Source organism: Mycolicibacter terrae (genome assembly GCF_010727125.1).
GTDB classification, from domain to species: domain Bacteria; phylum Actinomycetota; class Actinomycetes; order Mycobacteriales; family Mycobacteriaceae; genus Mycobacterium; species Mycobacterium terrae.
The window spans coordinates 1,976,980-1,991,384 of the sequence record NZ_AP022564.1 but is presented as its reverse complement, the minus strand read 5'-3'; the positions used below and the strand labels follow the sequence as shown (position 1 = coordinate 1,991,384).

Below are 14,405 nucleotides of genomic sequence, written 5' to 3'. Positions count from 1 at the left end.
CGATCGGCACAAAATCAGCGGTCGGACTCTTCCTCCGGCGGCTGAACGGTGGCCAGCACCTCGGTGGGGTGATCCTCGAGGGTCGTTGCGGGCAGGCCGGACAGTTCGGGGAACGCCGTGGCCACCATGTCCTCGAACATCCGGTCTTGTTCCTCGGCCGGCTCGTCCGCCGCCGAGACGACCTCGTCGGCGGTCTCAGCACTGGCGGCGTCATCATCGGCGTCGTCGTTCTCGGCGCCGTCAACCTCGGCGTTGTCCTCGGCCGCAGCCACCGCTTCGGCCGCGTGCGGCGCGCGCGCCGGATGCTCGCGCACGTTCAGCGGCCACCAGAACCACCGGCCCAGCAGCGCAGCCATGGACGGCATCATGAACGAGCGCACGATCAGGGTGTCAAACAGCAGGCCCAGGCCGATCGTGGTACCGACCTGGCCCACCACCCGCAGATCGCTGACCAGCATGGACGCCATCGTGAAGGCAAACACCAACCCGGCGGCCGTGACGACCTTGCCGGTACCGCCCATGGTCCGGATGATGCCGGTCTTGATCCCCGCTCCGAGCTCCTCCTTGAATCGGGCGACCAACAGCAGGTTGTAGTCACAGCCCACCGCCAGCAGGATGATCACCGACATCACCATCACCAGCCAGTGCAGGTGGATGCCGAAGATGTACTGCCACACCAATACCGACAGCCCGACCGAGGCCCCCAACGAGGCCAGCACCGTCCCGACGATGACCAGCGAGGCGATGAAGCTACGGGTGATCAGCAGCATGATGATGAAAATGATTGCCAGCGAAGTGATCCCGGCGATCAGCAGGTCGTAGTCGGCGATCCCCTGCAGGTCGTTGAAGAGTGCGGCGGTGCCGGCCACGTAGACCTTGGCCGTCGACAGCGGTGTCCCCTTGAGGGATTCGGTGGCCGCCTTCTTGATCATGTTCACCCGCGCCATGCCCTCCGGAGTCGCCGGATAGCCGTCGTGGGTGATGAAGAAGCGCGCCGCGTTGCCGTCCGGTGAGAGGAACAGCTGGATCACGCGTTTGAAGTCCGGGTTGTCGAACGCCTCCCGAGGCAGGTAGAACGAGTCGTCGCTCTTGGCCGCGTCGAAGTCCTGGCCCATCGCGGCCGAATCCCCGCCGACCTCCTCGACCTGCGCGATCATCCCGGACATCGTGCTGTGCAGTGTCAGCATCATGGTCTGCAGGCTGCGCAGCGCCGCGATCTGCGCCGGCATCATCTCCAACAACTGCGGCGTCACCACGTCGACGTTGCTCATCACCGGCGCCAACTCGTTGAGTTTGTCGGTGAGCTGGGTGGCGCCGTCCATCGAGGCGTACGCCGACCGCAGTGACAGGCAGGTTGGGTCCCCGCGGCAGTCGTTCGTGTCGACCGTTTCGCGCAGCAATTTGGAGTTCTGGTTGAAATCGGCCATGTGGCTGCGCATCTGCTGGGCCAGATCCATGGCCTCGTGCGAAACGCCGGTCGCCTCATGGGTATTGGTGCCCAGTTGCTGCATGAGCCCGTACATCCGTTGCAGCGACGCGATGGTGCCCTCGAGATCATCGGCCTGCTTGCGCATGTCGGAGACCCGGTTCTTCATGAAGTCGAGGTTCTGCAGCTGCCCGGCGCTTTGCATGCTGAGCAGGAACGGGATCGAGGTGTGCCCCAGCGGGGTGCCCTCGGGCCGGGTCACGCCTTGCACCAGGGCGACGCCCTCGACGGCGAAGACGCTCTTGGCCACCTTGTTGAGCACCAGGAAGTCCGCCGAGTTGCGCATGTCGTGATCGGATTCGATCAGCAGCACCTCCGGCAGCAGCCGCGATTCCGGGAAGTGGCGCGACGCGGCCGCCCAGCCCAGGTTGGCCGGGGTGTCCTTCGGGATGAACGACGGGTCCTTGTAGCTGACCTGGTAGCCGGGCAGCGCCAGCAGACCGATGAGCGCGATCGAGCTGGCGGCCACGAAGATCGGCCCGGGCCAGCGCACGATCGCCGTACCCACCTTGCGCCAGCCGCGATCGGACATCTTGCGCCGCGGTTCGAGCAGGCCGAAGCGCGTGGCGACGGCCAGCACCGCCGGGACCAGCGTCAGCGCGATCGCCACGGCGACCAGCATGCCCACCGCGCACGGGATACCCATCGTCTGAAAGACCGGCAGCCGGGTGAAGCTCAGGCAGAACGTGGCGCCGGCGATGGTCAGTCCGGATGCCAGCACCACATGGGCGACTCCGCGGTAGGTGGTGAAGTAGGCCGTCTCCGGGTCCTCGCCGGCGTGCCGGGCCTCGTGATACCGGCCGATGAAGAAGATGCCGTAGTCGGTGCCGGCGGCGATCGCCAACGTCACCAGGATGTTGATCGCGAAGGTGGACAGTCCGATCCACCCGTTGTGGCCCAGGAAGGCGACCACGCCGCGGGCCGCCGCCAGCTCGACACCGACGACCGCCAGCAGCAGTGCGACCGTGCTGAACGAGCGGTAAAGCAGCAACAGCATCAGCGAGATCACCGACACGGTGGCCACCAGGATCTTCAGCACCGCGCGGTCACCGCTGGTGTTCATGTCGGTGACCATCGGTGCGGGGCCGGTGACGTAGGCCCGCACGCCCGGCGGTGCGGGTGTGCGGTGCACGATGTCGCGGACCGCCTCGACGGAATCGTTGGCCAGCGCCTCGCCCTGGTTGCCGGCGAGGTTCAGCTGGACCAGCGCCGCCTTGCCGTCGGGGCTCTGGGCCCCGCCCGCGGTGAGCGGATCCCCCCAGAAGTCCTGGATGTGCTGAATGTGCTTGGTGTCCGCGTTGAGCTGAGCGATCAGCTCGTTGTAGTAGTGGTGCGCGGCGTCGCCGAGGGGCTCGTCACCCTCGATGACGATCATCGCCGCGCTGTCGGTGTCCGACTCGGCGAAGTCGTGTCCCAGCCGCGCCATCGCCTGAATGGACGGCGCATCCTTGGCGCTCAATGACACCGGATGTTCCTTGGCGACCTGCTCCAGCGGTGGCACGGCGAGGCTCACCAGAAGCGTGACCGCCACCCAGCCGAGAATGATCGGCAGCGCAAACCTGCGAACCAATCCTGCTGCGGACAGCCGGCTAAGGCTCAAGTGGTGCGTTTTCGTCACTTTCCCAGGCCCCTCACCAGACGATTTCCCCCAAGCGATCACTGTAACCCCAGTTCAGGACCGCGGCAGCCGAAGCTACCCGATTAAGTAGTCCGACAGCGGGAAGTGATCCTGCTCCTTGACCGCGGTGCGTACCGAGGTCGGCCGGAAGAGCGGCGCCTCCCCGGTGTTGTGGTTGAACCAGTAGGAATTCGACGTCGCGCAGTTGCCCAGGTGGAACACCGAGCTGTCCAGCAGGCCCATCATCCGCTCGTAGAACGCGGTGTTGGCCTCTTCGGTGACCTCGAAGGTGCGCGCTTGGCGCCGCTGCAGCTCGCCGAACAACCGGTTCATGTGGCGCATCTGGTACTCCACGGTGTTGAACCAGGACAGACCCACCCAGGCGAACGGGCTGGCCATATTGATGAAGTTCGGGAACTGGGGCGCCGTCATGCCCTGGTAGGCCTGGAAGCAGGTCTCCCTCCACCACTTACCCAGGTTGCGACCGCCACGACCGACCACCTCGATCGCCGGCAGGTTGCCCTCCCAGACGTCGAAGCCCGTCGCCAGCACCAGGGTGTCGATCTCGCGCTTGGTGCCGCCGGCGGACACGATGCCGTCCGGTTCGATCCGCTCGATGCCTGCGGTCTCCAGGTGCACGTGCGGCTTTGTGAACGTCGGGTAGTAGTCATTGGAGATCGACGGGCGTTTGCAGCCGAAGTCGAAATCGGGGCGCATCTTGCGGGCCAGCTCGCGGTCACGCACCGACAGCAGCCGATGCAGGGCTGATTGGCCCGCCATCGCCTTGTTCAGAAACTTGAACCGCCGGTAGCGCCACATGGTCAGGACCATCATGAAGTCCGTGACATTGTCGGTGATCCACCGCACGATGCGCTGGGTGAACGGCACCCGGGCGAACATCCGCTGCACCACCGGCGGGAACACCACGTCGGACTTGGGTGTCACCAGGATCGGGGTGCGCTGGTAGACCGTCAGCTCGGCGACCTCTTTGGCCAGCTCGGGGATGACCTGGATCCCGGTGGAGCCGGTTCCGATGATCGCCGCGCGGCGCCCGGTCAGGGAGTACTCGTGATCCCAGGCCGCGGTGTGGATGACGCGCCCGGCGAACGTCTCGATGCCGGGGATGTCCGGGGTCTTCGGCTGGCACAGGAAGCCGGTGGCCACGATGAGGAACTGCGCGGTCACGGTCTCGCCGCCGGCCAGACCCACCCGCCACACTTTGGCTTCCTCGTCCCACTGGGCGCCGTCGACGCAGGTGTTGAAGCGCATGAAGCGGCGTACGTCGTACTTGTCCGCGACGTGCTCGGCGTAAGCCTGGACCTCATGGCCCGGTGCGAACAGCCGCGACCAGTACGGGTTGGGCTCGAACCAATAGGAATAGGTGGTCGAGGGCTGGTCGACGGACAGTCCCGGATAGTGGTTGACCCGCCACGTTCCGCCGAGGCCGTCCTCGCGGTCGACGATCAGGATGTTCTGGTAGCCCAGCCGATTGAGTTGGATCGCCGCGCCGATTCCACCGAAGCCCGCGCCCACGATGACGGCCTCGTAGTGCTGGTCCTGCTGGGTCCCCATAAGGAGAACACGCTACCGCAACACCGCGACTCGCCGCTGTGCGCGCAGGTCAATCCGGCTGCGGTCGGCGGCGGCCGCAGGTAAAGTAATGAACGCCGCGCGGTCGCGAGATGGTGGCAATCACACCACAACAACGCGACGGGTCTTAGTGTTCTGCCAATTTCGACGGTAAGCTTCGGGCCAGCCGCGGGTTTCTCAGCGCGCAGCGCTACGACGGGAGAGTATCGAAAATGCCGATCTGGATCGACATCTTCGGGCTGGTGGGCAGCCTGTTGATCGCCGGCTTGGTATTCGCCACCGTCGTTCGCGCCATTGCCCGGTACCGCCGCAACATGGATGTCACCGACGATGCCCAGTACACGGCGACGCTGGCAAGTCTGTCGGCGAGCTCGGTACGGCGCCACTTCGATCCGTTCACCGACATTGACTGGGACGCACCCGAATACGCCATTACTGCCGATGACCCGCGCTGGGTGCTCAAGGACGAACAGCTGGGACGCACCGACTGGTATCGCAGCCAACCACTGAACAAGCAGATCGCGATCGGGATGTGGCGACAGGCCAACATCGCCAAGGTCACCCTGCAATTCGAGAGCATGCTGATCCGGGGTCTTGTCCAATACGCGTCCCGGGTGCCCAACGGCTCTCCCGAACACCGCTACTGCATGCACGAGTCCGTCGAGGAGTGCAACCACGTCCTGATGTTCCAGGAGCTGGTGAACCGCATCGGGTTCGACGTTCCGGGGATGCAGTGGTGGATGCGCTGGCTGTCCCCGCTGATGCCGCTGTACGCGGGGCCGTTCCCCAACGTGTTCTTCTTCGGCGTCCTGGCCGGCGAGGTGCCGGTCGACGTGCTGCAGACCAATGCACTGCGCGAGGCCGGCTCCGGGCACCCGGTGGTGGAGAAGGTGATGGCCATCCACATCGCCGAAGAGGCCCGCCACATCTCGTTCGCCGATGCATACCTGCGTAAACGCGTCCCGACGGTGTGGCGGATCAACCGGTGGTGGATGTCGTTGTACGTGCCGTTGGTGATGCGACTGCTGGCCAAGCCGATGGTGGTGCCGCCGCGCAGCTTCTTCCGGCAGTTCGAGGTGCCGCGTTCGGTGCGCAAGCAGTTGCTCTCCGGCTCGCCCGAGGCCCGGCAGGAACTGCAGGACACCTTCGCCGACATCCGGATGCTCTGCGGCGACATCGGCCTGATGACACCCGCCGGACGCCTGATGTGGCGCATCTGCAAGATCGACGGCGCCCCGTCTCGCTACCGTGGCGAACCGCAGCGCGCACAGGTGCCGGTGCAGGTTACCGGGGTCTAAAGCACCTCCTGAGCTGTGCCATACTTTCGGTATGGTGCGTTCCCCATCTCAGACCTTGGAAAAAGTCGGCGCCGATCTGGTCTACCGGATCTCTGCGATGCCGTTGTACAAGAAGGCCTTCAAATACTGGTACCCGTTCATGACCCGGCGGATGGGGCACGACGACGTCGTCTTCCTCAACTGGGGTTACGAGGAGGACCCGCCGCTGGGCCTCAAGCTCGAGGCGGCTGACGAAACCGACCGCTACTCGATCCAGCTCTACCACCAGACCGCCAGCCAGATCGACCTGACGGGCAAGAAGGTGCTGGAGGTCAGCTCCGGCCACGGCGGCGGCGCGTCCTTCATTGCGCGGACCCTCAAGCCGGCCTCCTACACCGGCCTGGACTTCAACCCCGACGGCGTCGCCTTCTGCCAGAAGCGCCACCAGGTGCCGGGGCTGGATTTCGTGCAGGGTGACGCACTGAACCTGCCGTTCCCCGACAATTCCTTCGACGCGGTGGTCAACGTCGAGGCCTCCCACATCTACCCCGACTTCGCGCAGTTCGTTCGTGAGGTGGGACGGGTGCTGCGTCCGGGCGGACATTTTCTGCACACCGATTTCCGCGCCAAAGAGGACATCGAGTCCTGGCAGCAGACGCTGGCCACCCCGCCGCTGCGGCTGGTCAACGAGCGCGACATCAGCCGGGAGGTCGTTCGCGGACTGGCGGCGAACTCGCCGCGCTCCAACGATCTGATCAACGAGCGGATGCCGTTCTTCCTGCGGCGCTTCGCCCGGGAGTTCGCCGTGGTCGAGGGGTCGCTGTTCTACCGCGATCTGGACCGCGGCGAGATCACCTACCGGATCTTCGACCTCGTCAAGGACTAAGCGCACCGAAGCATTCGGATCGCCGGAGCGGGCCGGGACCATGTCCCCCGCTCCGGCGATTCTTTTCTGCGACGGACGGGCCTACAACCGGCAACGGGAACCGGGTTAGGGTGGCGGCGGTGCCCCATCGCGGGCCAATCGCGCTGAAAAACCTGACGATCGTGACGAGGGGCTTGCCAGATGGACCAGAGTGAACTGACGCGTCGGCTTCGTTTTCGCGCCAGCCTGCTCAAGATCGGCATCGACGGATTGGTCGGGGTGGCCCGTGACCGGGCGACCGCCTACCGGTACGCGCTCACCGGCCGCGAGACCGCCCCGCTGACCGACTTCGACCCGTTCGCTCGCGCGACGATGCACGACCCCTATCCGGGATATCGCACGCTGTTGACCGGCCCGAAAGTCTGGTACAGCCGCAAGCGCGGCATCTGGATCATCCCGGGTTACGACGAGGTCCGGCAGGCGTTGCGTGACGACGAGGCGTTGTCCTCGGCGGAGAGCCAGGCCCGCTTCCGGGTCCGCCTGCAGACCATGAACGCCACCGACCCGCCGGTGCACACCCGGCTGCGCCGGTCGGTTTCACGAGCGTTCACGCCGCGTGCGATGAAGTCGTGGGAAATCAACATCAACCGCGCTGCCGACGAACTTGTCGCCGCCATGATCAAACGCGGGCGGGTCGAGATCGTGAACGATCTGGCCAAGCCGCTGCCGAACCGGTTGATCACGATGATGCTGGCGATTCCGCAGGAGGATCGCCACCAGTTCCTGGAGTGGGCCGACACCATCAACGAGGCCGCGTTCGCACCGCTGACCCCGCGTGGAATGGTCCTGAACATGCGCTCGAGCCAGGCGGTGATCGCGATGCACCGCAGTCTCGATCCGATGATCAAAGCGCGCCGCGCCACAACCGGTGACGATCTGATCTCGATGCTCGCGGCGCCCAGCGGTGAGGACACCCTCTCCGATGACGAGGTGTTCTGGACCGCGTCGATGCTGGTCGGCGCCGGTAGCGAGACCACGACGAATCTGATCTCGGGCCTGTTCCTGACACTGGCACAGCGTCCGGACGTCTACACCCGGCTGCGTGAGCACCCCGAGTTGATCCCCGCTGCGATCGAGGAGCAGCTGCGGCTGGTCTCCCCGGTGCAGGGGTTCTACCGCACCGCGACCCGCGACTACCGGGTCGGCGAGCACACCATCCCGGCGCGCGCGCGGGTCTTGGTGCTGTACGCGGCCGCCAACCGCGATCCGCAGCACTACCCGGATCCGGACACCTTCGACCTGGACCGCAACCCCACCGACCACCTCGCGTTCGGTGGCGGCGCGCATTACTGTCTCGGGACCCACCTGACGCGCATCGAGGTGAGCCGGGTACTGACCCAGCTGATCCCCCACGTCAAGGAGATCCGGTTGGACGGCGACCACCGCTATCTGGTGAATGCCACGATGCGCGGCCTCGAGTACCTGCCCGTCGAGCTGGTGCCCGCCTCAGCCGGCGCCGACGGGGCCGCTGCCGACCTGCGGTCCACCGGCAGTCGATGAGCGGCGAGCCGACTGCGCTGGTCACCGGGGCGACGAGCGGGATCGGCGAAGCGACCGCCGACCGGCTGCAGGCCGCCGGCTATCGCGTGTTCGCCGTCGGTCGTAATCCCGAAGCACTGCAACGTCTTTCGTCACGAGGACTGGAAGCACGCGCGCTTGATATCACCGATGAGGCCGCGGTGGAACAGCTGGTCGGCGAGATCTGCGCCGAGCAAGGCAAGGTGGACGTCCTGGTCAACTGCGCCGGCTTTCCGCTGACCTGCCCGCTCGAGCAAGTGGCGCTGACAGATCTACGCCTGCTGTTTGAGACCAATGTCATTGCGGCACTTCATTTATCGCAGGCCGTATTGCCCGCCATGCGGGAGCACAGGTCCGGCATCATCGTCAACATCGGCAGCACCGGGGGGCGCTTCGCCAGCCCGGGGGCCGGCGGGTATCACGTGGTGAAGTACGGCATGGAGGCGTTGTCGCTGTCGCTGCGCGCCGAGGTGGCGCCGTTCGGCGTACGCGTGGTGCTGCTCGACCCGACCGCGGTGCGGACCCCGTTCGTCACCTCGCAGCAGGAGGCGCAGCCCGTCTACGCCCCAGACGACCCCTACGGCAGCTTCAAACGCCGCTACGCCGACAACACCCGGCGGTTGTCGGCGAAGCGCGGCGTGATGATCGAGCCCGACACCGTCGCCCGCGCGGTGCTGCGCGTGGTCCGTGCGAAAAACCCCCGGCCCCGCTACATCGTCGGACGTTCCGGCAAGGCCACCGTGCTCGCCCGGGCCCTGGTCACCGACCGGATGTGGGATCGAATCCTGATGCGCGGGCTGCGCGACTGAGGCGCCGCAACGCCCCCGACCCAGCCTCCGGCACGAAACCCCCTCCGTGACATACTGCCTCGATGGCCACGATGAACCGCCTGATATTCAACCCGGTATCCCACCGCGTCATGACGAACCCGTTCGTCTACCACCTGCTGTTCACCTCGTTCGTGACCAAGCGGTTCGCGACCCAGACCAAGATGCTCAGCGGTGACGACTGGTTGTTCCTCAACTACGGCTACGAAGAGGACCCGCCGATGGCGGTGCCGCTGGATGCCTCGGACGAGGCCAACCGGTTCTTCATCCAGCAGTACCACCGCACCGCCGCCCTGACTGATCTGGCCGGCAAGAAGGTGCTCGAGGTGAGTTGTGGACACGGGGGCGGCGCGTCGTATGTGGCCCGCACCTTCAAGCCCGCCTCCTACACCGGCCTGGACCTCAACGAGACCGCCATCGAGTTCTGCCGGGAGCGCCACCAGCTGCCCGGGATGAACTTCGTTCAGGGCGACGCCGAGGACCTGCCCTTCGAGGACGGCTCGTTCGACGTGGTGTTCCAGGTGGAGGCATCGCATCTCTACCCGCACCCGGCCCGCTTCTTCAACGGCGCGGCCCGGGTGCTGGCTCCGGGCGGGCACTTCCTCTACACCGACTTCCGCCGTCGCAGTGAGCTGGCCCGCTGGGATGCCGAGCTGGCCGACACGGGACTGCGGCTGGTGTCCGAGGAGGACATCAGCATGGACGTGTTGCGCGGCAACGAGAAGAACCTGGCCCGCAAGCAGGACATGATCGCCCACCACGGCGGCCTGGCGCGCTTCGCCAGCGCCGCGACCGACTGGACCTTCAACGGCGCGCTGAAGAACGGCGAATTCGTCTACCGGCTGTACTGCTTCGCCAAGGACTGATCAGACCCGAAGCCGGCGTTAGAGTCCGCGGCTGCCGAGCCAGGAGTGGATGCGGTCGGCCACGGACTCCCAACCCGGCTCCAGCATCATGTTGTGGCCCATACCGGGAAAGAACTCCGCCTCGGTGCCGTAGGCACGCGCCGTCGCCTGGACCTCTTTGCGGGTATGGGCGCCGTCTTCGTCGGCGCCCAGTATCAGCAGCGGTGTGGTGACCCGGTCCGGGCGGGGCAGCTTGAGCATCAGGCAGTCGATGCTGACCCGGGCGCTGTCCTCCTGCAGCCGCGCGGCACACTCCAGCACCTGCTCCTCGGGGGTGTGCTTCGAGAAGAACTTCTCCCGGGCCAGGTCGGGCGTGTTGATGTAGGGCAGTGACCTGCCGGTGATCGCCACCTTGATGGCATGCCACGGGTGGTTCCGCAGCCACCGCAGACTCGACCCGTAGTTGCCGCGCGGGGGAATCGAGGCCATCAGGACCCCGGCCGGCGCATCGCGGGTCTCGAGATACTTCTGTACGATCAGCCCGCCCATCGAGTGGCCGATCACCACCGGTTCCTCGGGCAGCGTGTCAGCGACCGATCTGACGTCCTCGATGTAGTCCTCAACGCTGCAGGTCCGCAGCGGCTTGTCGGTGGAACTGGCGCCGTGCCCACGAAAGCTGACCGCCAGCGCGCGATACCCCTGGTCGGCGAAGTATCCGAGGAAATTCTCGTCCCAGCACCAGGCGCCGTGCCAGGCGCCGTGGACGAACAGTAAAGGATTCGGATGGGCGGCGCTCACACAGCCCTTGTCGATCACCTCAAGCACCACACTGCTCCCCCTGTCCGGCGCACGGCCGCCCCCTGACGCCGACGAAAACCGGGTCTTCCCCCTACCCGCGCTGCGTGTCGACAGTGGAGTGCGCCGCGCCAGCAACGGTAGCAGCGGGCCGTGCGGCAGAAGTCGGTAGGCGAGAACCAGCAACCGGTTCGCCCATCCCGGCGTCACCCGCCCCTTGCCCGAGGCCAGGCCGTCGACCGCCGCCTGAGCCACCGTGTCCACCGACTTCCACATCACCGCGGGCAACACCTGCTTGCGCTCCCCCTCGCGGAATCCGGCGGCGATGTCCAGGCGGGTGTCCACCGGCCCGGGGCACAGCGCGGTGGCGGTGACGCCGGTGCCGCGCAACTCGCTGCGCAGACTCTCGGTGTAGGAGGCGACGAACGCCTTGGCAGCGCCGTAGCTCGCCTGCCCGGGCAGCGGCCCGAACCCGGCGACCGATGACACGTTCAGCACGGCGCCGCGTCCCCGCTGCACCATGCCCGGCAGGAACCTGGTGCACAGGTCGACCACGGCGGCGACGTCCACCTCGACCAGGCCGAGTTGGCGCTCCGGTTCCGCCTCGGCGGCCAGCGCCACCGCCGCCAGGCCGGCGTTGTTGACCAGGACATCGGGGACCAGGCCCAGTTCGGCGATCCGGTCCGGCAAGGCCGCACGTTCGGTGCGCGAGGACAGGTCGGCCGGCAGCACGTGCACCGGCCGGGGGCTCAGCTCGGCGGCCAGTGCGTGCAGCCGATCGGCACTGCGCGCCACCAGGATGAGCTGGTGGCCGCGCCGGGCGAACTCGCGCGCCATCGCCGCACCGATCCCCGACGATGCGCCGGTGATCAGGATCGCGCGGTCGGGACCGGGTGCCGGTAAAGCCACGCGGCCCACTTTATCGCCCGGTGCACGGCCGGCGCTCCGGTGGCAAATATCTGACCCTCGCGCAAATTTCCCTCACCTCGACAGGCGCTGGGGTGAGTTCCTGTGTACGCTGACACGGTCATGTGTCTGAGGTAAATGGGGGATTTGATGACGCATCACAGCTATCGATGGCTGACGGTCGGTTTGTTGGCGGGGGGCTGCGCCGGCCTGATGGGGATGACTTCGGTGCTCAGCGCCGGGTTCGCCCTCGGCGAGGACACCGCGCTCATCATGGGCTCGGCTCTTCAACCCACCCCGAAGGACTCCTACATCGACCAGGTCATGGCCGATTTCCTCAATCCCCAGAACCCGTTTCCCGGTCAGCCGACGTTCCCCGATTACACCCCCGTCGGGGTGACCACCCCGGAAACCGATTACGGGCCGGGTCTGACCCAGGGCGTCGCCGACATCGACAAGGCGATCATGGAGCACCTGGCCAACGGTGACAATGTCACCGTCTGGGGCTACTCGATGAGCGCCGCGGTGGCCACCCAGGAGTTGGTGAACCTGCTGGCGCTGCCGCCCGGCGAGCAGCCGAATCCGGATCAGCTGAGCTTCGTGTTGCTGGAGAACCTCGGCAACCCCAACGGCGGGTTCTTCACCCGCTTTGATTCCGGCATGCCGGTGACGCCTCCGGACGGGATCTACCACACCGACAGCTACACCATCGAGTACAGCGGGGCGACGGACTTTCCGAAGTATCCGCTGAACTTCTTCGCGCTGGCCAACGCGATGGCCGGTTACGTCAACCTGCACCCGGCGCTGCTGCCGGGGTGGCCGACGACCTTCGACCCGAGCTCGGTTGCCGACGCGGTACAGCTGCCGACCTCGGCAGACATCAACACCGACTACTTCCTCATCCCGACCCAGAACCTGCCGCTGCTCGACGGCATCCGCTGGATGCCGTTCTTCGGACCGGCGATGGCCGACCTTATGCAGCCCGCCCTGCGGGTGTTGGTCGACCTCGGCTATGACCGCAGCGATCCCGCCGACGTCGTCACGCCGGTGTCGTGGAGCCTGCCGACGATCGACTGGGACACCGTGTCCCAACAACTTCAGCTCGGCTTCGAGCAGGGCTGGATCGCCGCCCAGGTCGATCTGGGCATGCTGCCGGAGTCCGAGCTGCCGGATCTGTACCCCTACCTGCCGGACCTGTCCGGTTTGATCGGGATCTAAGACACCGCGGCAGTCGTCTGGTCGGCCGGCCCGGCTCGGGTCGGCCGACTAGGCGGCGACGTCGAACAGCGCATCCCAGAGCCCTTGAAGATCGAAGGGCCCGATGATCCCGATGTTGTCGGCGATGTTGTACAGATAGTCGCCCAGGAAGCCGTGGATCTGCTCGACGGTGGGTAGGAAGTCGGTGGTGTCGATCACCGCGTCGGGCGGCAGCGGATTCTTCAGGTCCAGCAGCACGGTGCCCAGCCGCCACAGCCATGCCTCGTAGTCGATGATCTCCGGGGTCGACACATTGGCGGTGCCTTCGTCGTAGTGGGTCAGCCATTGATCGATCACCGGGTTGCCGGGCCACAGATCGCCGACCGCCTTCGCCAACAGGTAGTAGCTGGGCGTGTTCCAGTCGGCGGGGTCGAAGATGTTGCCGCCCGATTCGGGTAGCAGGCACGGCCCGGGGCAGAACGGGCTACCCGGGATGAACGGGTTGAAGGCCACCAGCATCGAGGCGAGCACCGCCTGGGTCACCCTGCCGAACTCCACCAGGTCGGGCAGCTGGAACCTGTCGGGGTCGAACGGTTGCATGAGGCTGTTGAAGAAGTTGATGAACGGCTGGTCGAAGTCCATCTCGTAGGACGATCCGGCCCACGGCATCAGCGGGGTGTTCGGGTCGATGTTCGGGTAGTCCTCGGGGTTCAGGCCCAGCTGCTCGAGGGTGCGACTGCCCTCCCAGTAGAACCCGTCGTGGGCCAGCCCACTGTTGATCATGCCCGGCGAGTTCGGGTCGAAGTAGTAGGAATTGCCGTCCATCATGTCCGAGAACGGAACCTGGAACCAGTTCTCGATCAGCGGGAACTTCTGCAGCCCGGTGAGAATCAGCAGGCTCCAGACGGCCTGGTCGATCCAGGTGAAGCCGGTGATGGGGCTGGTCGGCATGGCCGGCAGGCAGTCCAGGCTCGCACAGCTGGGGTGAACCGGGATCTCGACGTTGGCCAGCATGGACAGTTGCTGGCCCAGGCCGGGGTAGAAGAAGTCCCCCTCATGCCCGGCGCCGGACAGCTCCGGGAACGGCACCAGCAGCTGGATGACCGACTCGAAGTGACCCAGGTCGCCGGGGTCCTCGCCCCAGATGTTGGTCGGGCTGCCGACGAACCACGGGCCGCTGTAGAACAGCGACTTCGACAGGGTGTCCAGCGCGTGGATCTCATTCGCCGGAATGTTGGCCAAGGCCTGGAAGAAATTCAGCGGAACGTTCAGCAACGCCTCGTCGGCGGTGAGCCGCGCGGCCAGGTGCACCGCCGTGGGTTCGGAAACGCGGGGTATTACCGGAGTGACCGCGATGAGGCCCGCTGTGGTGATCGCCAACCCAGCACTGCCGTACGCGCGCAGGGCAGCAACCATCCCGA

At 66.2% G+C, this 14,405-nt stretch carries 9 protein-coding genes and 2 pseudogenes; 6 read left to right on the top strand and 5 right to left on the bottom strand.

All coding sequences use genetic code 11. The features are described from left to right. Positions 1-14 precede the first annotated feature (14 nt). A complete protein-coding gene (locus G6N23_RS09615) occupies positions 15-3,104 on the bottom strand; it encodes an MMPL/RND family transporter (protein ID WP_207567953.1) in 3,090 nt (1,029 codons plus the stop codon). Positions 3,105-3,179: 75 nt separating this feature from the next. Then, the gene (locus G6N23_RS09610) at positions 3,180-4,676 is read right to left on the bottom strand and encodes a flavin-containing monooxygenase (protein ID WP_085259248.1); all 1,497 of its coding nucleotides are present in this window, start codon (positions 4,674-4,676) and stop codon (positions 3,180-3,182) included. Between the two features lie 332 nt (positions 4,677-5,008). Between G6N23_RS09610 and G6N23_RS09605 the strand changes: the two genes are divergently transcribed. The 5 genes from G6N23_RS09605 (at position 5,009) to G6N23_RS09585 (ending at position 10,107) form a co-directional block, all read left to right on the top strand. Then, positions 5,009-5,992 carry an AurF N-oxygenase family protein gene (locus G6N23_RS09605; RefSeq protein ID WP_234808486.1) on the top strand — a complete coding sequence of 328 codons (984 nt, stop codon included), beginning with the start codon at positions 5,009-5,011 and terminating at the stop codon, positions 5,990-5,992. Between the two features lie 97 nt (positions 5,993-6,089). Next, positions 6,090-6,857: a phthiotriol/phenolphthiotriol dimycocerosates methyltransferase gene (locus G6N23_RS09600; protein ID WP_170310055.1), complete on the top strand. Its 768-nt coding sequence runs from the start codon at positions 6,090-6,092 to the stop codon at positions 6,855-6,857. Between the two features lie 180 nt (positions 6,858-7,037). Next, positions 7,038-8,396, top strand: coding sequence for a cytochrome P450 (locus G6N23_RS09595; RefSeq protein ID WP_085259245.1), 1,359 nt, complete (start codon positions 7,038-7,040; stop codon positions 8,394-8,396). Continuing rightward, on the top strand, positions 8,393-9,223 hold the full coding sequence (locus G6N23_RS09590; protein ID WP_085259244.1) for an SDR family NAD(P)-dependent oxidoreductase: 831 nt from the start codon (positions 8,393-8,395) through the stop codon (positions 9,221-9,223). The genes G6N23_RS09595 and G6N23_RS09590 overlap by 4 nt, the downstream gene beginning before the upstream one ends. A 62-nt stretch (positions 9,224-9,285) precedes the next feature. Next, positions 9,286-10,107: a phthiotriol/phenolphthiotriol dimycocerosates methyltransferase gene (locus G6N23_RS09585; protein WP_234808475.1), complete on the top strand. Its 822-nt coding sequence runs from the start codon at positions 9,286-9,288 to the stop codon at positions 10,105-10,107. Between the two features lie 18 nt (positions 10,108-10,125). Here the strand turns inward: G6N23_RS09585 and G6N23_RS09580 are convergent. Together G6N23_RS09580 and G6N23_RS09575 are read right to left on the bottom strand one after the other, a co-directional pair. Further along, positions 10,126-10,806 (bottom strand): annotated as a pseudogene (locus tag G6N23_RS09580) (alpha/beta hydrolase); the annotation flags it as partial. Between the two features lie 180 nt (positions 10,807-10,986). Further along, positions 10,987-11,790, bottom strand: a pseudogene (locus G6N23_RS09575) (SDR family NAD(P)-dependent oxidoreductase); the annotation flags it as partial. Between the two features lie 147 nt (positions 11,791-11,937). Between G6N23_RS09575 and G6N23_RS09570 the strand changes: the two are divergent. Beyond that, complete coding sequence (locus tag G6N23_RS09570; RefSeq protein ID WP_234808474.1) at positions 11,938-13,005, top strand: PE-PPE domain-containing protein; 1,068 nt, start codon at positions 11,938-11,940, stop codon at positions 13,003-13,005. A gap of 48 nt (positions 13,006-13,053) precedes the next feature. On the opposite strand, the gene G6N23_RS09565 is transcribed toward G6N23_RS09570, so the two are convergent. Beyond that, positions 13,054-14,400: a hypothetical protein gene (locus tag G6N23_RS09565; protein WP_085259243.1), complete on the bottom strand. Its 1,347-nt coding sequence runs from the start codon at positions 14,398-14,400 to the stop codon at positions 13,054-13,056. Between the last annotated feature and the right edge of the window lie 5 nt (positions 14,401-14,405).

Excerpts from the sequence above, each read along its gene's own strand:
- G6N23_RS09570 (WP_234808474.1), top strand. The coding sequence starts at position 11,938 with ATGACGCATCACAGCTATCGATGGCTGACGGTCGGTTTGTTGGCGGGG.
- G6N23_RS09605 (WP_234808486.1), top strand. The coding sequence starts at position 5,009 with ATGGATGTCACCGACGATGCCCAGTACACGGCGACGCTGGCAAGTCTG.
- G6N23_RS09565 (WP_085259243.1), bottom strand. The coding sequence starts at position 14,400 with ATGGTTGCTGCCCTGCGCGCGTACGGCAGTGCTGGGTTGGCGATCACC.
- G6N23_RS09610 (WP_085259248.1), bottom strand. The coding sequence starts at position 4,676 with ATGGGGACCCAGCAGGACCAGCACTACGAGGCCGTCATCGTGGGCGCG.
- G6N23_RS09590 (WP_085259244.1), top strand. The coding sequence starts at position 8,393 with ATGAGCGGCGAGCCGACTGCGCTGGTCACCGGGGCGACGAGCGGGATC.
- G6N23_RS09585 (WP_234808475.1), top strand. The coding sequence starts at position 9,286 with ATGGCCACGATGAACCGCCTGATATTCAACCCGGTATCCCACCGCGTC.
- G6N23_RS09595 (WP_085259245.1), top strand. The coding sequence starts at position 7,038 with ATGGACCAGAGTGAACTGACGCGTCGGCTTCGTTTTCGCGCCAGCCTG.
- G6N23_RS09600 (WP_170310055.1), top strand. The coding sequence starts at position 6,090 with ATGCCGTTGTACAAGAAGGCCTTCAAATACTGGTACCCGTTCATGACC.